Origin of the sequence: Aquibacillus halophilus, from assembly GCF_009649745.1 — a bacterium.
Taxonomy (GTDB): domain Bacteria; phylum Bacillota; class Bacilli; order Bacillales; family Amphibacillaceae; genus Aquibacillus; species Aquibacillus halophilus.
In genome coordinates this window covers 202,544-226,099 of sequence record NZ_WJNG01000001.1, presented here as the reverse complement: position 1 = coordinate 226,099, position 23,556 = coordinate 202,544, and the positions used below count along the sequence as shown (strand labels likewise).

Below are 23,556 nucleotides of genomic sequence, written 5' to 3'. Positions count from 1 at the left end.
ATGACGTATCAAAAGAGGCTCACATTACTTGTTATTCTTGATTCCCTAATCGTTAGTTCGGCAATCTTCATAGCCTTATGGGTTGCTTATCCAAGTACCGCTGCATTACTACAAGTAGATGTTATTATAGTTAGCGCTATTGCACTTTTATTCTTTCATCATCTATTTGCTATTCTTTATAAGCTATACAATAAGGTTTGGGCATACGCAAGTGTTGGGGAACTGGTAGCGATTGTAAAAGCAATCACCTTTTCTGTACTGGCAGCAGGATTCGTTCAGTTCTTATACAATGATTTTTCGATTTACCGTAGAGCCTTGCTTGTTACCTGGATGCTCCACATTATCTTGATAGGTGGATCGAGGTTTATGTGGCGGATCTTTCGGGATCGCTACATTGCGAGCGATTTAAACCAAAAACGAACACTGATCGTCGGAGCAGGTGCTGCTGGAGCAATGATTGCACGTCAACTTAAAAATGAACAAAAAAATGCGGATTTATTACCGATTGCTTTTGTAGATGATGATCTATCTAAACAAAAAATGCAATTATACAACTTACCAGTTGCAGGCAGTGTTAAGGATATTCCTCGGTTAGTTAAAGAGCTAACAATCGAACATATCGTTATTGCTATCCCGTCACTTCAAAATGGTGAGTTAACTGCAGTAGTGTCAAAATGTAATGAAACAAACGCCAAAGTACAGATGCTTCCGAAAATTGAAGATATTATGTCAGGTAAAGTCTCAGTTAACACACTGAAAAATGTCGAAGTCGAGGACGTACTTGGGCGTGACACTGTTGAACTTGATATTACTACGATATCAGAGTACGTTACAGGTAATACAGTGATGGTAACTGGTGCTGGTGGATCGATTGGTTCAGAAATATGCCGTCAACTAATGAGGTTTTCGCCTAGTAAAATTATCCTTGTTGGCCATGGCGAATATAGTATCTATATGATTGACATGGAACTCCGTGATAAGTACGGAAAAACAGCGATTGAGATTGTTCCAGTAATTGGGGATGTACAGGACCGCATGCGGGTGTTTAACATAGTAGAAGAGCATAAACCTACGATTGTCTATCATGCAGCGGCACATAAACACGTACCACTGATGGAGTATAACCCACATGAAGCGGTTAAAAACAATGTAATAGGTACGAAAAATGTTGCCGAAGCTGCCGATACATATGGAGTAAAAACCTTTGTACTTGTATCAACCGATAAAGCAGTTAACCCAACAAATGTCATGGGGGCGACAAAACGGATTGCAGAAATGGTTATTCAAGACCTAGCACAACGCAGCAAAACGAAAATAGTTGCCGTAAGATTCGGTAATGTGCTCGGAAGCCGTGGTAGTGTAATTCCGTTGTTTAAAAAGCAAATTGAAAAGGGTGGACCAGTTACAGTTACACACCCTGATATGACTCGTTACTTCATGACAATTCCTGAAGCTTCTCGACTCGTGATTCAAGCAGGAACACTTGCTAAGGGTGGAGAAATATTTGTCCTTGATATGGGTGAGCCGGTTAAGATAGTAGATTTAGCGCGTAACCTTATCAAACTGTCAGGCTATACAGAAGATGAGATTTCAATTGAGTTTGCAGGAATTAGACCTGGTGAAAAGATGTTTGAGGAACTTCTGAATGAAAAAGAGGTTCTACCTGGCGAGGTTTATGAGAAAATCTATGTTGGTCGAACTGTAGAGGTTGATTCTGATAGGCTACTAGAATTGATTGAACGATTTAATGGCTATGGTGCTGTTGAGTTGAAGGATGCGCTGATGGGGATTGTTTATGCGGAGCAGGAATTGGTGGCGAAGGGGTCTTGAGAATAAGCTCGTTTCCTTGGATCCTTGCGGAGCTTGGTGAAATGTGAAAAACAGAATGGGGAAGCCTTGCGGCTTTCCTGATTATCTGGATGTCATTCATTGGTTGAGGAAAGGTTTGAATGGGTTGTTGTTTAGGCTTTTCTTGAGTTAGATGAGTGGGTTCAAGTTTAAGTCTGGCGACTTAAACGATTGTGCTTAATTTATATAATTGGCAAGTCTTACGACTTGTATTTACGCAAGAGTATTTTGGTGATGTCTCCTTACCACTACCAATGGAGGCACTCGGTTGTTCTGTGGGTAAACTTTCGTTTACCTTAGACACATTTGTTGTCAGTGGAGCGGCGTGAGGTTGGGTTGAATGCCCTGTTTTAATTTTTATTTTATTTTTGAATCTTCTATGATTATTGGCAGGTAGAGATGGTGACCTTACATGAATAGGAGCTATCATATATGTCTAATTATAGGTGTCAGATTTTCAATGAAAGAATCAAGTCTAATAATCAGGGTTTTACTTTACTAGAGTTACTGGCTGTTATCGCTATCTAGGTATTATTGTTACGATAGCTGTTCCGTCTATAGGGAAAATCCTTGATAATAGTGAGAAGGAAGCGTGTTATTCTAACAGTGAACTTGTGGGAAGGATGTATGAAACTTATTTAATAACTGAAGAATTAGATCATTCAACATTGATCTTCGATCAGTATGTGAAAAAAGTGGGTGGGAATATGCACTCTGATAAAGCAGTTCTTTCTTATATTTGACGGAGAAGTTCAGTGTAGCATTCATCCAAGAGGTGATAAGCCACAAGATGAAGAAGAGAACGATGATGGTGATGTGCCTTTTTTATAGCTAGAAGATTTCATTAAATTGGGAGAGTCAATGTCTGTTGTTAATACATCAGTTCCCATTATTGTTCTATGGAATCTAATGTTGAGATTGAATGACGTGGGGGAACTGACTATCATGGTTAGATTGAACGCTAGAAACCTTGCCGTATAAGGGTTTGAGGCGTTTTTTGTGAGATTTATAGATTGATTGAGTGGTTATTTAATTAGGAAGAAACTCGGTTTATGGTGACAAACGCAAGATTATCTATTTTGTATTTGTTTGTTAGATTGAATAGATATTACGAGGTGAGTATCATAATAAGATAACCAAGTGCAGTATATAGTATTGAAAACCATATCTTAACGACAAACACACTACATGTTGATTTTTTCATCTGTTTCGCATATTGAATATAAAATGCGAGGTGACTATCAGAAGTGGATAACAAATTTTAGTGGTTTAGAAGTTGGTTGGAAGATGAGGTTTCCAATTAAGTCCTAACTTACTAAATAACTTTTCAAGGAGTGTTAAAGACATGAATATGAAAATTAAAAGACTGATAGATATCATTCTTTCATTAATTGGACTTATAGTTTTATCACCGATTTATTTAGTTTTAATTATTGCTATTAAGATTGACTCAAGAGGTCCGGTTCTGTTTAAACAAAAGCGTGTTGGAATAAACAGAACACATTTCAATATATTAAAGTTTCGTACTATGCGCATAGATACACCTAAGGATACTCCAACTCATTTATTAGAGAACCCAGAACAATACATTACTAAAATGGGTAAATTTTTAAGAAAAACATCTCTTGATGAACTACCGCAGATATGGAATATCTTTGTTGGGCAGATGAGTATTATTGGGCCGAGGCCAGCACTATGGAATCAATATGATTTGATCGATGAACGGGATAAATTTGGTGCCAATGATGTTCCACCAGGGCTGACTGGGTGGGCTCAGATTAATGGTAGGGATGAACTTCCCATTGAAGTTAAGGCTAAGTTAGATGGAGAGTATGTTGAAAAGATTAGCCTCGGAATGGATGTAAAGTGCTTTTTTGGTACCATCGTTAGTGTTGTTAAAAGTGACGGTGTTGTCGAAGGTGGAACTAATAAGGAAGTTACGAGTAGCAAGGAGAGCATTTCTAAATGAAAAAAATATTGATAACAGGTGTAAACAGCTATGTAGGAAAGAACATGGTGAAGTGGCTTGGGAATTACCCTGATAAATATTCTGTGGAATCCATTAGTTTGAGAAATAACAATTGGAAAGAAAAAGATTTCACAGGATATGATGTTGTACTTCATATGGCTGGGATAGCACACGTATCATCAAATCCTAAAATGGAAGAAATGTACTATAAAGTTAACCGGGATCTTACAATAAAGACTGCTGAAAAAGCCAAAGCAGAGGGTGTTAAGCAGTTTATTTTTATGAGTAGTATTATTGTATATGGGGAGAGTAGTAGCAGTAAGAAGGTCATCAATAAAAATACTGTGCCTACACCGAGTAATTTCTATGGAAATAGCAAATTGAAGGCTGAAGAGGGGATCAACCCTCTAGAAAATGATAATTTTAAAATTGCTATTATTCGCCCCCCAATGATTTACGGTAAAGGATCTAAAGGGAATTATCCTAAGCTTGCAAAAGCGGCTCGAAAGTTACCTGTTTTTCCAGATATAGAAAATCAAAGAAGTATGCTTCACATTGATAATCTTTGCGAGTTTCTAAAACTTATAATTGATAATGAAGAGAGTGGAATGTTCTTTCCGCAAAATACCGAGTATGTTAGAACAAGTGAAATGGTTAGATTGATTGCTGATGTTTATGGAAAGAAGATTACATTGACAAAAGTTTTTAATCCTATATTAAAAATCGTGGGATTGAGGTTAGGAATTATTGATAAAGTGTTTGGTAATTTAGTATATGAGAAAAGTATGAGCGAATATAAAGTAAATTACCAAATAAGGAATTTTCGGAAAACAATTGAATTGACGGAGAATAAAGAGGAAGGGTGGAAAGAAAATTGAAAAAACATATTTTAGTTATTGCACAGTATTTCTACCCTGAACAATTTCGTATTAATAATATTTGTATTGAATGGGTGAAAAGGGGATACAAAGTAACGGTTATAACTGGTATTCCAAATTACCCACAAGGTAAATACTATGATGGGCATGGACTATTTAAGAAAAGAAAAGAAACATATAACGGCATTGAGATAATTAGGATACCACTCATACCAAGAGGAAATAATTCAATTATGCTTGCGTTAAATTATTTATCCTTTGTAGTGTCTGGTTTCTTCTGGAACTTATTTACAAGAATTAAAGCAGATTATGTTTTCATATATGAAGTATCCCCAATGACACAAGCATTACCAGGAGTTTGGTATGCACAAAAGAGACGGATACCATGTTATTTGTACGTTACTGACTTGTGGCCTGAAAATGTAGAAATTGTAGCAGGTATCAAAAATAAACATATTTTAAATGCAATTGGAGTAATGGTTGACTATATATATAGCCGTTGTGATAGAATTTTTACTTCTTCTAGAAGTTTCATCGATGTCATAAATCAGCGTGGTGTGAATCTTAGTAAATTAGAATTTTGGCCTCAATATGCAGAGGATTTTTATACCCCTGTTGACAAAGAAACGGTAATACTTCCAGAGATTCCTCAAGATGACAGTTTTAACATTATTTTCGCAGGCAATATTGGAGTAGCACAAGGATTAAATATCCTACCCGAAGCAGCTCATATATTAAAACAAAATAGTAAGAAAGTTCGTTTTAATATAGTTGGTGATGGACGTTATAAAAATGAGTTAATTAATCTAGTGAAAAAATATGATGTTTCTGAAATGTTTAATTTCGTGGACAAGCAGCCTGCTACTAGAATCCCTGAGTTCATGGCAGTATGTGACGCTACATTAATAAGCCTTTCAAAAAGCAAGGTTTTTTCAATAACTTTACCCGCCAAAACACAATCATGTCTAGCATGTGGGATCCCTGTATTAGTTTCAGCTGATGGAGAAATACAGCAGGTTATAAATGAAGCAAATGCTGGTATTTGCAGTGATGCCGGAGATGCCAAGACACTTGCAGATAATATTCAAGAATTTGTTGTTATGTCTTCCGATGATTTACAAAGTATGTCGGATAGTGCACTTGATTACTATAAAAGGAACTTTGATAAAAATAAGTTATTGGAAAGAATGGACGAATGGTTTAGTATAAACTAACTTTATAGATTGGAGCTAATAGATATGTTTGAAAACAAAACTTTATTGATAACAGGCGGGACCGGTTCTTTCGGTAATGCTGTTATGGAAAGGTTCTTAGATAGTGATATAAAAGAAATACGTATATTTTCAAGAGATGAAAAAAAGCAAGATGACATGCGTAAATTATATAATAATGACAAGTTAAAGTTCTATATAGGGGACGTAAGAGATTTGGCAGGTGTGAAAAATGCAATGCACGGGGTTGATTATGTATTTCATGCAGCAGCACTTAAACAAGTGCCTTCATGTGAATTCTTCCCTCTTGAAGCTGTAAAAACAAATATATTGGGAACAGATAATGTATTGACTGCAGCTATAGATTTTGGAGTAAAAAAGGTGATTTGCCTATCAACAGATAAAGCTGCTTATCCAATTAATGCAATGGGTATATCAAAGGCGATGATGGAAAAAGTATTTGTTGCTAAATCCAAAACTGTGGATCCAGATAGGACGCTTATATGTGGAACGAGATATGGTAATGTAATGGCATCACGTGGTTCAGTAATTCCCTTATTTATTGAACAAATTAAAAATGGTCAGCCATTAACGGTTACCGACCCAAATATGACTAGATATCTAATGAGTCTTGAAGAAGCAGTTGAATTGGTCGTATTTGCATTCCAGAATGCTATAGCTGGAGATATCATGGTTCAGAAAGCACCGGCTTGTCTAATAGGAGATTTAGCTATAGCTTTAAAAGAACTTTTTGAGGCAGATAATGAAATAAAAGTTATTGGTACTCGTCATGGAGAAAAGCTGTATGAGACTCTTTTAACAAGAGAAGAGTATGTAGTAGCAGAGGATATGGTTGGATTCTTTAGAGTACCGGCGGATATACGTGATCTAAACTATGAAAAATACTTTGAACAAGGAAATGAAAAACTTTCTATTGAACAAGAATATAATTCTCATAATACGCACCGTCTGAATATCGAGCAAATTAAAGAGAAATTAATGAAACTTGATTATATAAAAGAAGAGCTTGATAAATGGATGAAGGTGTTTGCATGAGGTTTTTAATACTAGGTGCTACCGGTATGGCTGGTCATGTGATAGCTATATATCTGAAAGAGCAAGGACATGAAGTAACAGCTTTAACTAGGAGGACTTTTCCATACACCGATAATATTATTGCTGATGTATCCGACATACCTTTAGTAACTGAAACTGTAAAAAAAGGTAAATATGATGCTGTTATAAATTGTATAGGAATACTGAATCAATATGCAGAGGAAAATAAACATCAAGCAGTATTTTTAAACAGCTATTTACCTCATTATCTTAGTTATATAACTAGAGAATCTAAAACAAGAATTATCCATATGAGTACAGATTGTGTTTTCTCAGGTAAGGCTGGAAATTATAATGAGAATTCATTAAGGGATGGGGAAACTTTCTACGACAGATCAAAAACTTTAGGTGAATTAGAAAATGGTAAAGATTTAACTTTTAGAAACTCAATTATTGGTCCGGATATAAATCAAAATGGGATAGGTCTTTTTAATTGGTTTATGAGGCAGGATGGGAAAATCGATGGCTTTACAAAAGCTATTTGGACTGGAGTAACTACTCTGACATTAGCAAAAGCCATGGAAAAGGCATTAAAAGAAAACTTAACAGGTTTATATAACCTAGTAAATAACAAAAGCATCAGTAAATATGACTTGCTTCAACTTTTTAACAAACACATGAAGAATAAATCTATTCATATTTTACCTAGTAACAAAATAAAAGTTGATAAATCGCTTATTAATAATAGAAATGATTTTTCTTTTGTGGTTCCTAGTTATGAACAAATGGTTATAGAGATGAAATATTGGATTGAGGATCATAGAGAACTTTATAAACATTATTATTAGATAAAGGATGGGCAAAATGGTGCAAAAGTTAAAAGTTATGACAATTGTGGGTACACGCCCAGAAATTATTAAACTATCAGAAACGATAAAAAAATGCGATAAATATTTTGAACATATATTGGTGCACACAGGACAAAATTATGATTATAACCTTAATCAAGTGTTTTTTGAGGAATTGGGATTAAGGGAACCAGATCATTATCTAGGGGTTGTAGGAGATAACTTAGGACAAACTATGGGGAATGTTCTTGCAAAGTCTTATGAATTAATGGTTGAAAAAAAACCAGATGCAATTTTAGTTCTGGGTGATACAAACTCATGTTTAAGTGTTATATCTGCTAAAAGATTAAAAATTCCAATCTTTCATATGGAAGCAGGTAACAGGTGTTTTGATGAAAATTTGCCTGAGGAAATTAATAGAAGAATTGTCGATCATACTAGTGATGTTAACCTTTGTTATACAGAGCATGCAAGACGATATTTGAATGCTGAAGGTGTGCCTAAAGAAAGAACCTATGTAGTGGGATCGCCTATGGCAGAAATTTTTAAGGTTAACTCAGAAAGGATTAAAAGTAGTAAGGTTCTAGAATGTCTCGAGTTAGAAATTGGGAAATATATTCTGTTATCTGCACACCGTGAAGAGAATATTGATAACGAGCAAAATTTTATGGAATTAATGAATGCGGTAAATGCTATGGCAGAAACATATGACATGCCAGTGATTTATAGTACTCATCCACGAAGTAAAAAGATTATAGAACAGCGTGGGTTTAAGTTTCATAAAAATGTGAAAAGTATGCAGCCATTCGGTTTCTGTGATTATAATAACTTGCAACTAAACGCATTCTGTGTAGTTTCAGATAGTGGAACTGTGGCAGAAGAAGCATCTTACTTTAAATTTCCAGCTGTATCAGTAAGGACTAGTACTGAAAGACCTGAAGTTTTTGATAAAGGTAACATGATTATAGGTAGTATTACTACTGAGCAAGTATTGCAATCAGTTGATATAGCTGTAAAAATGAAGGCTAATGGTGATTTTGGTGTTAATGTTCCAAATTATACAGATGAAAATGTAAGTTTAAAAATAGTAAAGCTAATTCAAAGCTATACTGGAATTGTTAATAAAATGGTGTGGAGGAAACTATGAATAAATTGTCTTTAATGTTCCAGCTGAAAAGCTGGTGCATTGAATACAGTAAAGAATACCCAAAAAGGCAATTTAAAATTGAAATAATAAATGTTTTTTATGGTTAGCACTCCTATTCTAAAGGAAACTAAAAATGTAAAAGTTAAAATCAACCCTTGGGTAAAAAAGAGCTTGTTTCACAGATTTTACTTTGAAATGGTAATATCCCATAAAATAGTTGTAGAGCTAATGCGGGTGAAGTACTATCTCTTTATTAATAAAGTAATAGTTAAGCAGACTTTGTACTTATATCAACCATTACCGTTTATTCAGATAAGGTACAGTATTTATGAAAACCCAAGACTTCGGATTTAACAGGTGAAATGATATTTTGTTCAACAGAAAAAGCTGATAAAGTATTAGTCCAAACAGAGTAATTGGAGGAACTAATTTTATGAGAATAATGGTGTTTGATGTTCCGGCTGAAAGTGGGGGAGCATTAACTATATTAAATCAATATTATGATGCTGCATTAAATAATACTAAAATAGAGTGGATTTTTGTTGTCAGTAATCCAAAATTAAAAGAGCAAAAAAATGTTAGAGTTTTAAACTATCCCTGGATAAAAAAGAGTTGGTTTCATAGACTGTATTTTGATAAATTTGTAGCACATAAACTAGTGAATAAGTATGAGGTTAATGAAGTGTTATCTTTACAAAATGTTCTTGTACCTAAAGTTCAAGTAAAGCAAACATTATATCTACATCAACCATTACCATTTGTTGAGAAACAGTATGGTATCACCGAAAATTTTAAATTTTGGGTTTATCAAAATGTAGTCAATAAGATGATATATAAATCGATAAGGAAAGCTGATAAAGTAATTGTTCAGACTAAATGGATTATGAATGCTGCAATAAGAAATGCAAATGTTGAGAAAGAAAAATTTATACTAAAGCAGCCAGAATTTAATGTGAAAGTTAAAAAATTTTATAGTAAGCAAGATAATGAGAAAGTTATTTTCTTTTACCCTTCAAGTGGATTGGAATATAAAAATCATAAAGTAGTGGTTGAAGCGATAAGAAATTTATCAAATGTTTTTTTAGATAAGTGTGAGGTTATTTTCACATTAAAAGGAGACGAGAATAAACACATTCAAGAACTCCAAAAAATTATATACAATAATTCGCTACCAATTAAGTTTATCGGTTCATTGAGTATTAATGAAGTTTATGATTATTACTCCAAATCTATTTTGATTTTTCCATCTTACATAGAAACTTTTGGTTTGCCTATGCTTGAAGCAAAGATGCATAAAACGCCAATAATAGCGTCTCACACTAGCTTTTCTAAAGAGGTTCTCAATGGTTATGAGAAAGTAGACTATTTCCCGTATGATGATCCCAAAGCATTGGAGAGGTTAATGAAAAAGCATCTTATATCCCAAAAACAAGAATTATATAATTCTTAAGTTTTCATTACCTTGGATAATATAATTAAGGCTAATCATATTTTTTAATTCAGAGGAGAAAGTAATAAATGAAATTTAGAAAGATAGCTAGTGATGAAGTGTGGAACGTATATTATTTTGTTGTTCTGTTAGGGTATTTACTGGCTGTATTCTATACAAATATTCCAGTAGGTATTCTAGCGACTACTTATATGATGATTCTTGTGATTGATTTGTTTCGAAAAGGCATAATAATTCAAAGATATTTTGATTTATTGATACTTGCATATGTTTTTTTCTCAATAATTTCTCTGCTTTGGTATCCAATAGGTAAAATACCAATTCAAGCATATGTAGTAGAAATAACCTATGGGATATTACCAATTTGCTTTTACTTTTATGGAAAAGTAGACAAGTCTGCCTCTTTCTTACCGAATTTTTTTAAAGCGATTTGCCTTAGTTTAATAGTAGGAATTATTTTTTATATTTGGGCCCCTATGTGGTATGGTAATTACCTAGTTGAAATAGGTTACTCAAGTAATAATCAACCTTCATGGATAAGAAGCAGCCTATATAGCATTTACGGAGCTACGATAGCTTCAAGTTTTGCTACAATGTTGTTTTTTTATAGTTTCATGGGACTAGCACAAAAGGGTAGTAAAGAAAAGTGGTTATACTGGTTATACCTTATAGTAAGTATGATCGCACTTATTCTTGGTCTCCGAAGGTCTGCTTTGCTAGGTTCATTTATAATAATAATTATTTTACATTTTTTTCTATATGTGAAATGGAGACGTTTAAAAGCAACTCATTTTATATATGAGTTATTGATTGTTATTGGTACTCTTATTTTAGGGTGGTGGTTATTTCCACTCCAATTCGAAATGTTAGTTACTAGAATAGAAATGTTTTCTACAGCAGTAAGTAGTAGATCGGATCAATGGGAATTAGGATTAGGATTAGTAACAAATCACTTAATAGGATTAGGGCTGGGTGCTGTGAGTCATACTGCAGGTGCATATGGATTTCCCGCTGTTCATGATGGATCGATAGTGAGAATGTATGTAGAAATTGGAATTATTGGGGTAGGAATTTTTTTAGCAATTGTTACTATAGCTATCCTAAGAGGCTTGTTTGAAGCACGGTCTAAGATTATTGAGCTAGGTATAATTCTACTATTGTTGTTTCAAGCAACTGGTTCTAATGTCTTGGTATTTCAGCTCTTGGCACCTATCTTTTGGTACTCTATAGGACGATGTATTTCTAAGCAAGACAATAAAGGTCTAGCCGATTTAAGAAATAGTAAATGAAACACCTAAGAACTATAGGAGGATTTTAATGAAAATATTATGTATGTATTTACCTCAATATCATGAAATTGAAGAAAACAATGAATGGTGGGGAGAAGGTTATACTGAATGGACAGCTACAAAGAATGCTTTCCCATTATTTCGCGGGCATGAACAGCCTAAAGTTCCATTAAATGAAAACTATTATGACTTATCAGATGAAAGTGCCGATACTTGGAAGTGGCAAGCGGAACTCGCAAAAAGATATAATATATATGGTTTTTGTGTATACCATTATTGGTTTAAAGGAAAGCAATTATTACAAAAACCCTTAGAAATTCTTTTAAACAATCCTCAAATAGATATCAATTATTGCATCTGCTGGGCTAATGAGTCTTGGACAAGAACATGGTATGGTCTTGAAAAAGAAGTGTTAATGAAACAAGAATATGGAAATAGATCTGATTGGAAAGAACACTTTATATACTTACTAAAATTCTTTAAAGATAAGAGGTATATCAAAGTAAATAATAAACCAATGTTAAATATTTATAGAAGCAGTGATATTAATAAACTAGAAGAAATGCTAGATTTTTGGAATGAATTAGCAGTAGAAAATGGGTTTGACGGTATATACATTGTCTCCGCTAATAACAATGGTGAGCTTGAAAAAAGAGAAAATCTGATTGATGCTTACTATAATTTTGAGCCTGGCTATACCTTAAAGCACAAATTAAACATGTTACAAAAACTAAAATATAATATTAATGTTCTATTGCGGCAAGAAACAAACAGAATATTAAAAGTTAAATTACTTGAGCGGATCATAGATGCAAAGAAGATAAACCAAATGATGTTAAAAAGAATTGAAAACACAACAAAACCTGTTTTCAAAGGCGCCTATGTAATGTGGGACAACACTCCAAGAAGATCTTATAAGGGGTTAGTATATAAGAATACTTCTCCGGATCTGCTTTACGAAACTTTAATAAAGATTAAAAGTACTTTAGATGATGACGATTTGAATTTTGTATATTTAAATGCTTGGAACGAATGGGGCGAAGGTTGCTACCTTGAACCTGATAAGAACAATAGATATAAAAATTTGGAAGCAGTTAAAAAAGCCGTTGGGGAAAATGAAGTGAGGGAATAAGAGAAATGATTTCTGTGATAATACCGACTTATAACAGAGAAAAAACTATTAAACGTTCTATTGAAAGTGTTTTAAATCAAACATATAGAAATATTGAAGTTATAGTTATAGATGATTGCTCTAAAGATAATACTCAAGCCATAATTTCTGAATTAGATGATAAACGTATTTTATATTTTAAGAATAAAGAAAATTTAGGCGCGTGTGCATCACGTAATTATGGTATAGAAATGTCTCAAGGAGAGTATATTGCATTTCAAGACAGTGATGACGAGTGGTTACCCGAAAAGTTAGAATTACAAATAAATTATCTCAAAGAAGAAAATTGTGATGTTGTATTTTGTTCTATGACTAGGTCATTTAGTGAAAACCAAGAATTATACCCTCCATATAAACCTGACAATGATAAAAGTTATTATAAACAGTTACTCCTCGAAAACTGTATCAGTACACAAACTGTTTTAGGGAAGAGAAATGTTTTTAAGACAATGAAGTTTGATACGGGGATGCCTCGTTTTCAGGATTGGGAACTAATGTTACGTTTATCTCGACATTATAACTTGAGATTTTTGGATAGAGTTTTGGTGAATTCATATATACAAGAAAATAGTATATCTGTGAACTCAGATGCGGCAGTAATTGCATTAAAAGAAATATATTCAATATATTTAGAAACAATTCAAAGTGATAGAGACATAAATGCTCAAATTAATAAGAAAATAGCTGAGTATATGTTAGCAAGCGGGAATAATCCAAAAAGCTACTATAAGAAATCATTTCAAGAAAGTTTTAAAATGAAAAATTTTCTATTCTATTTAATATGCAGTCTTAACTTGCATAAGCAATTATATAATACAAAGTCAAAGTATATTAACTATAAACTTAGACAAAAGCATTAAAATATATAATAAAGGGTAATTTCACCTTTTTCTGCTTTTAACAATTATAGATTTTCTATCTAAATATATAAATTAAGGTGAAATAACTTCCTTTCACTTAAAGGAGATAAAATGTGGTTAAAAGTAGCAATTAAAAATGTGTTATTAAAATATAAAAAAAGAATAGTTGTCGATAGCAATTCGTCTGTAAATTATTCAGTAGTAAATAGGAGTAAAAATTCAACTTATCCTGTTAAAATTTTAAATTCTATTTGTAGTTTCAACAGTGTGAACGAAGGATGCAAAATAACTGATGCAAGATGTTACGGTGAAATTTCACTAGGTAGATTTGTTTCAATTACTGGCCCAGGAACTATTTTAAATTCATTAGAAGAAGGAATTCAAATTGGAAGTTTCTCATCAATAGGACAAAATGTTTGTATTGTTGATTTTAATCATCGAATCGATAGGATTTCCAGTAGTTTTTTTAATAATAAAATATTCGGACAAGATGTATTAAATGACATACAGACGAAAGGGCCTGTAATAATTGAAGAGGATGTTTGGGTTGGTTCGAATACACTTATATTACCTGGTGTAACTATTGGTCGTGGATCAGTAGTTGGTGGTGGAAGTGTTGTTACTAAAAGCATTCCTAGATACTCAATTGCATATGGTAATCCTGCAAAAGTTCAATCTAAAAGGTTTAATAATGATGAAATTAACTTTCTTGAAGAATTAACTTGGTGGGAGTGGAGTGAAGAAAAGTTTAAAAAGAATCAAAACTTATTTAATATTGACTTAAAAAAAGTTAATATTCATTCAATTGAGATTAAGAAATAGATAGCTTAAATTTGGTAGAAAATGCTCTTTAACATTATGGAGGAAAAAAAGTGATTAAAAATAAAAAAGTATTATTAATATGTAAAGAAAGTTTTTCTATACCACTTTATTTTATAGCAAAAAAGCTTCTTGAAGAAGGAAATACTGTTGGTGCTTTTTTTGTATATCCAATTGAAAGTTTTTATAAAAAAAGTATTTATAATGAGAATACTTTTTTTAAATTCAAAGAAGATTTAACTGAGGTAGATTTGTTTGGTTTAGAAGATTTATGTGAGGAATATAATGGAAATTATAAAAAACCAAATATTGATATGGAGTTTTTAAAAAAAATAGAAATAGAATATACAAATTTTAAGAGTTTAAATTTACAATTGACGAGTTCCCAATTAACTACAAGGCAATATCATAATAGGATTTATTTTGACTATTCTACAGATGAGCAAAATAAGTATTGGTTAGAGTTAAGCTATAAGAAAGTTATTAATGTCCTAGATGAATTCGCCCCAGATGTAATACTTGATTCAGATGATGCCGAGCTAATGAGAACTATATTGAATGAAATTGCTTATAAAAGAAGTATACCCTATATTACTATAAATTACCCAAGGTATAAAGATTATAAAATACCAACCTTTTGTCTTGGACTAAAAAATGAAAAGTTTCTTATTGATGAATATTCCAAATGCTTAGAGTTATCTCAGGAAAAATTGTCTGATGAGTACAAGGAAGTTCTGAATATAAGGGAAGAGTCAACTATAATGTCGAAAGAGTTTGCAAACACAATTACAAGTCAATATAAGCAAAGTAATATACTTGCAATGATGAAGACGCTACTAGGAAAAGTGTTATACTTTTGGAATGTTTATATTACAAATAAAAATATTAAATTAAGGAGAAAAAAAAGTATTATATATCCAAACCCAATAAAATACTTATTATTTTATTTAATAGTTGAAATGAAAAAGCAAATATTATTTAGACCTAACAAATATTTTGAAACCCCTAAAGAGACCGATAAATATGTATACATGCCTTTGCACTTAATACCTGAATCTACTACTTTTGTTAAAGCGCCTTATTATATTGATGAGTTAAATGTTATTGCACAAGTTTCTAAATCATTGCCTATTGGGTGGAAATTATATGTTAAGGAGCACCAAGCAATGTTAGGTGAAAGAAGTTTAAAGTTTTATAAAAGGGTAAAAGAGTTCCCAAACGTAAAATTAGTACAGTTAAATTACTATACCGATCCAAAACCTTGGATAGAAAGGTCAGAGGGAGTAATTACAATAACCGGTACAAGTGCATACGAAGCTTCTTTAATGGGGAAAAAATCATTAATATTTGGAGATGTTCCTTTTAGTTTAATTAATACTGTTCATAGGATTAAATCATATAATGAGTTACCTAAACTATTAAAAGATTTGGAAGATGGAAATATAGATAATATTCATTCTTGTGCAGCATACCAAAGAGCTATTAAAAATATAGGTACAAAAATTAGAATTCCATATTTAATGGATGAAGGTACCAAGATTATTAGTGGCAAAAAAGAGTTGAAAAAAGAATATAAAGAGGAAATAGAAAAGCTATTTGACTTTTATAATAAAGCATATGAACAATACCTTAAATACTAAACCATCAATATAGTGTTTAAATAGCTATGTGAAATTTAATATTAATTTGTTAATAAGATTTATATACTAAAGGAGAATAATATGAAGAATATTTTAATTACAGGTGCGGACGGTTTTATTGGCAGCCATTTGACAGAAGAGTTAGTTAAGCAGGGCCATAGAGTAAGAGCATTTGCCTACTATAATTCATTCAATTCTTGGGGATGGTTAGACACTCTTCCAAAAGAAATTATTAGTGAGGTAGAAGTTTTTTCAGGAGATATAAGAGATCCAAATGGTGTGAAAGAATCAATGAAAGGAGTACATGATGTTTTTCATCTCGCAGCCCTTATTGCAATACCATTTAGCTATCACTCTCCGGATACTTATGTTGATACGAACATCAAAGGTACTTTAAACGTATTACAGGCGGCTAAGGATCTTGATATATCCAGATTACTTATTACTTCAACATCAGAAGTTTATGGAACTGCTCAATACGTTCCGATTGATGAAAATCACCCATACCAAGGGCAGTCACCGTACTCTGCTACGAAAATCGGTGCAGATCGTTTAGCTGAATCTTTTTATAGAAGCTTTAATATGCCGATAACTATAGTGAGACCATTTAATACTTATGGTCCACGTCAGTCTGCAAGGGCTGTAATACCAACTATTATAACTCAATTACTGGCAGGTAATAAGGAAATTGAGCTTGGATCACTGACTCCAACGAGGGATTTTAACTTTGTGAAAGACACAGTTAATGGATTTATTGAGATATCTAAGGCAGAAAATACGATTGGTGAAGAAATTAATATTGCTACACAAGAAGAGATATCAATAGGTCAACTTGCAGAGGAACTAATTAAACAAATTAACCCAGAGGCAAGAATTATTTGTGATGAACAAAGGTTAAGACCAGAGAATAGTGAAGTGAATAGATTGCTCGGGTCTAATGAAAAAATTAAGAGTCTAACGAATTGGAAACCTCAGTATACTTTTCAACAGGGCCTAGCTGAAACAGTTGAGTTCTTTAAACATAATTTAGATAAATACAAAGCGGATATTTACAACATTTAGGAGGGGAAAAAATGATTAAAAACTTCATCCCTCTTTCTGTACCAAACTTAAAAGGAAGAGAATTAGAATATGTAACCCAGGCTATAGAAACAGAATGGGTATCAACGGGTGGACCTCATATTGATAAGTTTGAAAAAAGCATAGCAGAATATTTAAATGTTGGACAAGCTGTGTCTTGTCAAAGTGGTACGGCGGGGTTACATCTAGCGCTAAGGCTATGTGAAGTAGGCTATGGCGATGAGGTTATTGTTCCCACTTTGACTTTTATAGCAGCAGTAAATCCGGTAAAGTATTGTAGTGCTGAGCCCGTTTTTATGGATTGTGATGATACCTTAAACATGGACCTCAATAAATTATCAAATTTTATTGAGCAGGAATGTGAATTTAAGAATAATAAACTCATTAATAGTGCAACTGGCAATGTAATAAAAGCAATAATCGTAGTCCATGTTTTTGGAAACTTAATAGACATGGAAAGAGTTATTGGAATAGCTAAAAAATATAATTTAAAAGTAATTGAAGATTCTACAGAAGCATTAGGCAGTTTCTATACTAAAGGCAAATTTAAAAATAAATATGCTGGTACTATTGGAGATTTTGGTGTTTATTCATTTAATGGTAACAAAATTATTACAACAGGTGGCGGTGGAATGCTTGTTGGAACTAATGAGAATTTAGTTGCGAAAGCAAAATATTTATCTACACAGGCTAAAGATGATGGATTGCACTATATACATGATGAAGTTGGTTATAATTATCGAATGACAAATGTTCAAGCAGCAATCGGGTTAGCTCAACTTGAGCAACTAGAAGATTTTATCAATGTGAAAGAGAGAAATTATTACTTATATAAAGAAAAAGTAAAACACCTAAACGGGATAGAAATACTTGAATTCAATAAAGGGATAAGACCAAACTTTTGGTTTTATTCATTAGTAATAAATTCTAGTGTATTTGGATTGACCAGAGATAAAGCTTTAATCTCATTACAAAAGTTAGGCATTCAAACACGACCTATTTGGGGATTGATTCATGAACAAAAGCCATATAAAAAGAATCAGTCATATAAAATTGATAAAGCAAATCACTATTTAGAGTCCATTTTAAATTTGCCATGTAGTACTAATCTTAGTGAGCAAGATGTTGATTCTGTGGTAAAACAACTAGCTTCTTTATATAAAAGGGGTGATCAAAATGTTTGATATTAGTCAAGTTATGATAAAAGAAAACATGTCAATAATTGAAGCAATTAAACAAATGGATATCACTTCGAAGAAAATCTTACTCGTAACTAGTGAGGAAGACAGATTAATTGGAGTAATCACTGATGGTGATGTAAGAAGATGGATACTAAAAAATGGAAATTTAAATGATGAAGTTTCCTATATTATGAATACTAGTCCAAAAGTGGTGAGTGTTGGGGATGAGGAAAAGAAAGCTCTAGATATCATGAAGTCCAAATTTATTGATGCAGTCCCAGTAGTAGACCATGAATTTAAGGTTGTAGATGTAGTTTTTTGGAATAAAAACATAAATGGTATTTTGAAAATGCATGGAGATATAGATATCCCAGTGGTTATAATGGCAGGTGGAAAAGGTACTAGGTTGTATCCATATACTAAAATACTGCCAAAACCTCTTGTTCCAATTGGAGATACGCCAATCGTAGAAAGAATTATTAATCGGTTTGTTGAGTTTGGTGTGAAGCATTTTTATATGACTGTGAATTATAAGAAGAATATGATTAAATCTTACTTTGCAGATATTGAAAAAATATACGATATTGAATTTATAGAAGAGGAAAAACCTCTTGGAACTGGAGGGAGTTTATCACTTTTGGGTGAACATTTAAAAACTTCTTTTTTTGTAAGCAATTGTGATATATTAATAGATGCTAATTATTCTGACATTTATAACTATCACCAAAAAAATGAAAATAAAATCACCATGATTACTTCACTTAAAAACTTTAAAATTCCATATGGAGTTGTTGATTTAGACGAATCTGGTACTATTAATAAAACACGTGAAAAACCAGAATATACACATTTAATTAACACAGGCATGTATATAGTTGAACCTGACTTACTTGATTATATCCCAGGTAGTGAGTTCTTTCATATAACAGAACTCATAGATTTATGTATTGAAAAAGGATTTAAAGTAGGAACCTATCCTGTGAGTGAAGACTCATGGTTAGATATGGGGCAATTCGATGAAATGGAAAACATGATAAAGAAATTAGGTATTGAGGATAAGCAATAGATACAAGGATATTTTTATATTCATATGGATGTCGAATGTGACTATTCAGAATACTTTAATTTATAACGAAAACTTAAAATAATAGTGCTAGAATAAAATGTTATAGTTGATCCTATGGTTGAACAAATGCACAAATGGTATGAAATCCTTATAAGGTGGTATTGTAAACATGAAAGTCGCCTTTGGAACGGTTATCTATGAAGAAGGATTTGATTATGTTTTAGATTATATAAGTTCACTTAATAATCAAACCTACAATGATTTTGATATTTTGCTCTTAAATGATAACTTATCAAATGAACAGGAAAGTTATATTTATGACAATTTAATAATTAAACCTAAAATTTTTAAAAATATGAATGGACTTAAACCACACCAATTGAGAGTTGAATTAATTCGGAAGGCAAAGGTTGAGAACTACGACTTACTAATATTAGGGGATTTTGATGATGTTTTTTCAGAAGATAGAATATCGTCAATGGTGGCAGAGTTTGATAACGAATTTTGCTTTTTTTATAATGAGCTTTATTACATGGGTTCAACCAAAAAGTTTTTTTCGAAAATACCAGATATTACTCAGGATATTGGTTGTATTTTAGAATCTAACTATATTGGACTTTCAAACTCGGCGCTGAACTTGAACTATATTACTAAACATATAGTTAATGAATTGAATGGTTGTACAAATTCTGTCTTTGATTGGTACATGTATTCTTTGTTATTACATTTAGGATTAAAGGGTAAAAAGATAACTGGTGGAAAAACATTCTATAGGATACATGAGCTTAATATCGCAGGTAAAAGTAATGATTCTTATGAGGATATTACAAAAGAATTAGAGATTAAGATTAGACACTACCTTGCATTAAAAAATAAAAACATTATATATAGTGAAAAACTAAAAGATTACATTAAGTTAAAAAGAGATATTGAAAATAAGAAGTTAAATATTATGGATTATATAGATCATGGAAATGACTATTGGTGGGGCAAGTTAAATCTAAATAAAATGGAGTGTTTTAAGAATGATTAAATTTAACGGGAAAGAGATTAAAAATTATTCAGAGCCATATATAATTGCAGAAATTGGTGCTAATCATAATGGTGATATTGAATTAGCTAAAAAGATGATTGATATTGCAAACGAAAAAGGAGTCGATGCTGTCAAGTTTCAATCCTGGTCAAAAAATTCAATAAATAGTAAAAAAGTTTATGAAGATAATTACTTTTTATCAGATGATTATAGAAGCAGAACTGACCATACTCTTGAGTCAATTATCGAAGCGTATAGCATTGGTATGGAAGAGCAAAAGAAACTAAAAGAATATTGTGATAAGGTAGGTGTAACCTTTTCCTCAACTCCTTTTTCAAGGGAAGAAGTTGATTTCTTGGTTGACGAATTAGATGTTGCTTTTATAAAAGTAGCTTCTATGGATTTGAATAATCTTCCTTTCTTGGAATACATTGCATTAAAGAAAAAACCGATAATTCTATCAACTGGCTTGAGCACTATTGCGGAAGTAGATGAAGCAATAAATACCATCCTTTCGGCAGGAAATGATCAAATAATAATATTACATTGTGTATCGATTTACCCACCTAAGGATGAAGAGGTTAATTTAAACAATATTGATATGTTAAGGGACCTATATGCCTTACCAACAGGATATTCAGACCATACTATTGGAGTAACAGCTCCTATACTATCCGTATCAAAAGGAACTTGTGTAATAGAGAAACACTTTACACTTGATAAGGAAATGGAAGGATGGGACCATAAAGTATCCGCTGATCCTGTTGAATTAGAGACAATGGTAAAGGGTTGTAAAAGCGCATATAAAATGCTTGGAAGTTATTACAAGACTGTAAACGAATCGTCAGAACAAAAAGCAGCGTTCAGAAGAAGTATCGTAACTACAAGAAATATAAAAGAAGGGGAGATTATTACTGAGCAAGATATTGAATTTAAAAGGCCAGGAACAGGTATTGAGCCAAAATATAAAGATTTTGTAATCGGAAAAAGAGCAAAAAGAGATATCCAATTTGATGAAATTATTCAAATGAATGATTTCTAAGAAAAATAAAAAGGGGTAGGGAACTTTGATAGCAATTATTCCAGCAAGAGGTGGATCTAAGGGTTTACCACGAAAAAATGTAAAGTTACTAAACGGAAAACCCTTAATATATTATACAATAATGGCTGCAAGAGAATCTAAATATATAGATAGAATTATTTTATCTACAGATGATAAAGAAATTGCTGAAATAGGAAAAAAGTACGGTGCAGAGGTACCATTTTTAAGGCCCCAAAACTTGGCTGGCGATAATGCAAAAGCTCGTGATGTATACCTTTACACTATAGAAAAGTTAAATAAGCATTCTGAAAGTTCTATTGATAATTTTATAGTACTTCAACCTACATCGCCATTAAGGAGCACTGATGATATTAATAAAGCAGTAGAAACTTATTATGAAAAGGGAGCTGATTCTGTTATTTCAGTCACAGAAGCAGAGCATCCCCCAGATTGGTATAAGAAAATCAATCAACAAGGTATTTTAGTAGACTATTTAATCGAAAATAGTAAAAATAACTTAAATAGACAAGAATTTGAGAAGACCTATATTCCTAATGGTGCTATTTTTATATTAAAATATAGTATTCTAAAAGAGCAAACTAGCTATTATACAGACAGGACATATCCTTATGTTATGAAAAAAGAGTTCTCAGTTGATATTGACACTATCATTGATTTTAAGATAGCCGAAATATTATTAAGTCAAAATTACTAAGCATATGCCAAAAGTTTGAGAATATTAATTGGCTTGAATAGGATAGGAATTTGTAAGCATGTTAATGCGAGTAAGTATTTTTTTGCTCCATTGATATTTAGTAAAGGATATGTTTTTTCACACAACTAAATGGTATTAGTTTGTAGTCTACTAATTATTATTAAGTGAAATGTTCCTTTTAATTTAAATAGTATAAGGTATTAAATTAAGAGTTCATTAGAGAATTTTCTTAAATTTTAAAAAGGTCGACTAGCTAAAATTATTCATTAAGATTAAAGATGGTATAGAAGAAGTACTTAAGGTGAATTTTCACATAACTTAAACATAACCAGGAGGAACTACTAAATGTATAACGTAGTTATTGTTGGAGCAGGTGGCTTCGGAAGAGAGATATATCAATATACAAAATGTATATATTCTGAGGACAAGTATAAAATAAAAGGCTTTCTTTCAACTAATCCAAGTGATTTAGATAATTTTGATATTGACGCAAATATCTTAGGAAATGAGTACACTTACGAGATTCAAGAAAACGATCGATTTATTTTTGCTATTGGAAGTATAGAAAAAAGACAAGAAATAGTTCCCATATTAAAAGAGAAAGGTGCAAAATTCTTAACTCTGATACATCCAACTGCAGTTATCTTTAATACTGCAAAAATTGGAGAAGGGGTTGTTATAGGTCCCTTTGCAACAGTAAGTGACAATGTTGTAATTGGGGACTTTGTAATGATGAACTTTTATTCATCGGTGGGTCATGATTCGAAAATTGGAAAATATTCCATATTATCACCTTATGCAACAGTAAATGGTTTCTCTACTTTAGAAGAGGCAGTTTTCATGGGAACACATTCAACTATTACTGCTCATAAAAATATAGGGAAAGAGTCTAAAATTAGTGCAAATTCAGTTGCAATGTATAATACCAAACCATATTCTTTTGTTTATGGTGTTCCAGGTAAGGTAAAAAAGATTTTTGGCTAATATATAAATAGAGGTTATTATTAACTAAGGAGGAAGTAAAATGACTAGAAAAGTAGCAATGATAATTAATGAAATGCTAGAAGAGAGTGGGTTAGAAAAGGTTGATAATGTTAACCTTTCAATGTCCTTACGTGATGATTTTAACCTGGATTCTTTGATGTTAGCAGAATTAACTGTAAGGTTAGAAGATGAGTTCGGTGTAGATATTTTTGAGGATGGAATTGTAACAACATTTGGGGAAGTAATTGAAAAGCTGGAAAGGAAGTAAT

At 32.1% G+C, this 23,556-nt stretch carries 23 protein-coding genes; all 23 read left to right on the top strand.

Features of this window, described 5'->3' with window-relative positions:
* Entirely contained in the window at positions 1–1,830 is a 1,830-nt protein-coding gene (locus GH741_RS00965) for a polysaccharide biosynthesis protein (RefSeq protein WP_153734902.1), read from the top strand.
* Positions 1,831–2,021: 191 nt separating this feature from the next.
* Positions 2,022–2,177: a hypothetical protein gene (locus GH741_RS21730; protein ID WP_153734901.1), complete on the top strand. Its 156-nt coding sequence runs from the start codon at positions 2,022–2,024 to the stop codon at positions 2,175–2,177.
* A gap of 103 nt (positions 2,178–2,280) precedes the next feature.
* Positions 2,281–2,376, top strand: coding sequence for a prepilin-type N-terminal cleavage/methylation domain-containing protein (locus tag GH741_RS22385; RefSeq protein WP_153734900.1), 96 nt, complete (start codon positions 2,281–2,283; stop codon positions 2,374–2,376).
* An 817-nt stretch (positions 2,377–3,193) separates the two neighbouring features.
* Positions 3,194–3,817: a sugar transferase gene (locus GH741_RS00950; RefSeq protein ID WP_153734899.1), complete on the top strand. Its 624-nt coding sequence runs from the start codon at positions 3,194–3,196 to the stop codon at positions 3,815–3,817.
* Entirely contained in the window at positions 3,814–4,695 is an 882-nt protein-coding gene (locus GH741_RS00945; protein ID WP_153734898.1) for an NAD-dependent epimerase/dehydratase family protein, read from the top strand. The genes GH741_RS00950 and GH741_RS00945 overlap by 4 nt, the downstream gene beginning before the upstream one ends.
* On the top strand, positions 4,692–5,909 hold the full coding sequence (locus GH741_RS00940; RefSeq protein WP_153734897.1) for a glycosyltransferase family 4 protein: 1,218 nt from the start codon (positions 4,692–4,694) through the stop codon (positions 5,907–5,909). The genes GH741_RS00945 and GH741_RS00940 overlap by 4 nt, the downstream gene beginning before the upstream one ends.
* 24 nt (positions 5,910–5,933) lie before the next feature.
* Positions 5,934–6,962 carry a polysaccharide biosynthesis protein gene (locus tag GH741_RS00935; RefSeq protein WP_153734896.1) on the top strand — a complete coding sequence of 343 codons (1,029 nt, stop codon included), beginning with the start codon at positions 5,934–5,936 and terminating at the stop codon, positions 6,960–6,962.
* Positions 6,941–7,810: an SDR family oxidoreductase gene (locus GH741_RS00930; RefSeq protein ID WP_240795362.1), complete on the top strand. Its 870-nt coding sequence runs from the start codon at positions 6,941–6,943 to the stop codon at positions 7,808–7,810. Before GH741_RS00935 ends, GH741_RS00930 begins: the two co-directional genes overlap by 22 nt.
* A 19-nt stretch (positions 7,811–7,829) precedes the next feature.
* Positions 7,830–8,957: a non-hydrolyzing UDP-N-acetylglucosamine 2-epimerase gene (gene wecB / locus GH741_RS00925; RefSeq protein WP_338079187.1), complete on the top strand. Its 1,128-nt coding sequence runs from the start codon at positions 7,830–7,832 to the stop codon at positions 8,955–8,957.
* Positions 8,958–9,390: 433 nt separating this feature from the next.
* Positions 9,391–10,407, top strand: a complete 1,017-nt coding sequence (locus GH741_RS00920) for a glycosyltransferase (RefSeq protein WP_153734894.1) — start codon at positions 9,391–9,393, stop codon at positions 10,405–10,407.
* A 68-nt stretch (positions 10,408–10,475) separates the two neighbouring features.
* A complete protein-coding gene (locus GH741_RS00915; RefSeq protein WP_153734893.1) occupies positions 10,476–11,696 on the top strand; it encodes an O-antigen ligase family protein in 1,221 nt (406 codons plus the stop codon).
* A gap of 28 nt (positions 11,697–11,724) precedes the next feature.
* Positions 11,725–12,828 carry a glycosyltransferase WbsX family protein gene (locus GH741_RS00910; RefSeq protein WP_153734892.1) on the top strand — a complete coding sequence of 368 codons (1,104 nt, stop codon included), beginning with the start codon at positions 11,725–11,727 and terminating at the stop codon, positions 12,826–12,828.
* 14 nt (positions 12,829–12,842) lie between these two features.
* Positions 12,843–13,727: a glycosyltransferase gene (locus GH741_RS00905; protein ID WP_205677298.1), complete on the top strand. Its 885-nt coding sequence runs from the start codon at positions 12,843–12,845 to the stop codon at positions 13,725–13,727.
* A 111-nt stretch (positions 13,728–13,838) separates the two neighbouring features.
* Positions 13,839–14,549 carry a DapH/DapD/GlmU-related protein gene (locus GH741_RS00900; protein WP_153734890.1) on the top strand — a complete coding sequence of 237 codons (711 nt, stop codon included), beginning with the start codon at positions 13,839–13,841 and terminating at the stop codon, positions 14,547–14,549.
* Positions 14,550–14,599: 50 nt separating this feature from the next.
* Positions 14,600–16,186 carry a hypothetical protein gene (locus tag GH741_RS00895; protein ID WP_153734889.1) on the top strand — a complete coding sequence of 529 codons (1,587 nt, stop codon included), beginning with the start codon at positions 14,600–14,602 and terminating at the stop codon, positions 16,184–16,186.
* An 81-nt stretch (positions 16,187–16,267) separates the two neighbouring features.
* A complete protein-coding gene (locus tag GH741_RS00890) occupies positions 16,268–17,248 on the top strand; it encodes an NAD-dependent 4,6-dehydratase LegB (protein WP_153734888.1) in 981 nt (326 codons plus the stop codon).
* An 11-nt stretch (positions 17,249–17,259) separates the two neighbouring features.
* Entirely contained in the window at positions 17,260–18,450 is a 1,191-nt protein-coding gene (locus GH741_RS00885) for a LegC family aminotransferase (RefSeq protein WP_153734887.1), read from the top strand.
* Complete coding sequence (locus GH741_RS00880) at positions 18,443–19,513, top strand: nucleotidyltransferase family protein (RefSeq protein WP_153734886.1); 1,071 nt, start codon at positions 18,443–18,445, stop codon at positions 19,511–19,513. Before GH741_RS00885 ends, GH741_RS00880 begins: the two co-directional genes overlap by 8 nt.
* A gap of 169 nt (positions 19,514–19,682) precedes the next feature.
* Positions 19,683–20,546, top strand: coding sequence for a glycosyltransferase (locus GH741_RS00875; protein WP_153734885.1), 864 nt, complete (start codon positions 19,683–19,685; stop codon positions 20,544–20,546).
* On the top strand, positions 20,539–21,588 hold the full coding sequence (locus GH741_RS00870; protein ID WP_153734884.1) for an N-acetylneuraminate synthase family protein: 1,050 nt from the start codon (positions 20,539–20,541) through the stop codon (positions 21,586–21,588). The genes GH741_RS00875 and GH741_RS00870 overlap by 8 nt, the downstream gene beginning before the upstream one ends.
* Positions 21,589–21,613: 25 nt before the next feature.
* Positions 21,614–22,303 (top strand): acylneuraminate cytidylyltransferase family protein, encoded by a 690-nt coding sequence (locus GH741_RS00865; RefSeq protein ID WP_153734883.1) that lies wholly within the window; start codon positions 21,614–21,616, stop codon positions 22,301–22,303.
* A 345-nt stretch (positions 22,304–22,648) separates the two neighbouring features.
* A complete protein-coding gene (locus GH741_RS00860) occupies positions 22,649–23,287 on the top strand; it encodes an acetyltransferase (protein WP_153734882.1) in 639 nt (212 codons plus the stop codon).
* A gap of 40 nt (positions 23,288–23,327) precedes the next feature.
* Complete coding sequence (locus GH741_RS00855; RefSeq protein WP_153734881.1) at positions 23,328–23,555, top strand: acyl carrier protein; 228 nt, start codon at positions 23,328–23,330, stop codon at positions 23,553–23,555.
* Position 23,556: the final 1 nt, after the last annotated feature.

Coding starts and splice junctions, on each gene's coding strand:
- GH741_RS00965 (WP_153734902.1), top strand. CDS start 1: ATGACGTATCAAAAGAGGCTCACATTACTTGTTATTCTTGATTCCCTA.
- GH741_RS22385 (WP_153734900.1), top strand. CDS start 2,281: ATGTCTAATTATAGGTGTCAGATTTTCAATGAAAGAATCAAGTCTAAT.
- GH741_RS00950 (WP_153734899.1), top strand. CDS start 3,194: ATGAATATGAAAATTAAAAGACTGATAGATATCATTCTTTCATTAATT.
- GH741_RS00945 (WP_153734898.1), top strand. CDS start 3,814: ATGAAAAAAATATTGATAACAGGTGTAAACAGCTATGTAGGAAAGAAC.
- GH741_RS00935 (WP_153734896.1), top strand. CDS start 5,934: ATGTTTGAAAACAAAACTTTATTGATAACAGGCGGGACCGGTTCTTTC.
- GH741_RS00930 (WP_240795362.1), top strand. CDS start 6,941: ATGGATGAAGGTGTTTGCATGAGGTTTTTAATACTAGGTGCTACCGGT.
- GH741_RS00920 (WP_153734894.1), top strand. CDS start 9,391: ATGAGAATAATGGTGTTTGATGTTCCGGCTGAAAGTGGGGGAGCATTA.
- GH741_RS00915 (WP_153734893.1), top strand. CDS start 10,476: ATGAAATTTAGAAAGATAGCTAGTGATGAAGTGTGGAACGTATATTAT.
- GH741_RS00910 (WP_153734892.1), top strand. CDS start 11,725: ATGAAAATATTATGTATGTATTTACCTCAATATCATGAAATTGAAGAA.
- GH741_RS00900 (WP_153734890.1), top strand. CDS start 13,839: ATGTGGTTAAAAGTAGCAATTAAAAATGTGTTATTAAAATATAAAAAA.
- GH741_RS00890 (WP_153734888.1), top strand. CDS start 16,268: ATGAAGAATATTTTAATTACAGGTGCGGACGGTTTTATTGGCAGCCAT.
- GH741_RS00885 (WP_153734887.1), top strand. CDS start 17,260: ATGATTAAAAACTTCATCCCTCTTTCTGTACCAAACTTAAAAGGAAGA.
- GH741_RS00880 (WP_153734886.1), top strand. CDS start 18,443: ATGTTTGATATTAGTCAAGTTATGATAAAAGAAAACATGTCAATAATT.
- GH741_RS00875 (WP_153734885.1), top strand. CDS start 19,683: ATGAAAGTCGCCTTTGGAACGGTTATCTATGAAGAAGGATTTGATTAT.
- GH741_RS00870 (WP_153734884.1), top strand. CDS start 20,539: ATGATTAAATTTAACGGGAAAGAGATTAAAAATTATTCAGAGCCATAT.
- GH741_RS00860 (WP_153734882.1), top strand. CDS start 22,649: ATGTATAACGTAGTTATTGTTGGAGCAGGTGGCTTCGGAAGAGAGATA.
- GH741_RS00855 (WP_153734881.1), top strand. CDS start 23,328: ATGACTAGAAAAGTAGCAATGATAATTAATGAAATGCTAGAAGAGAGT.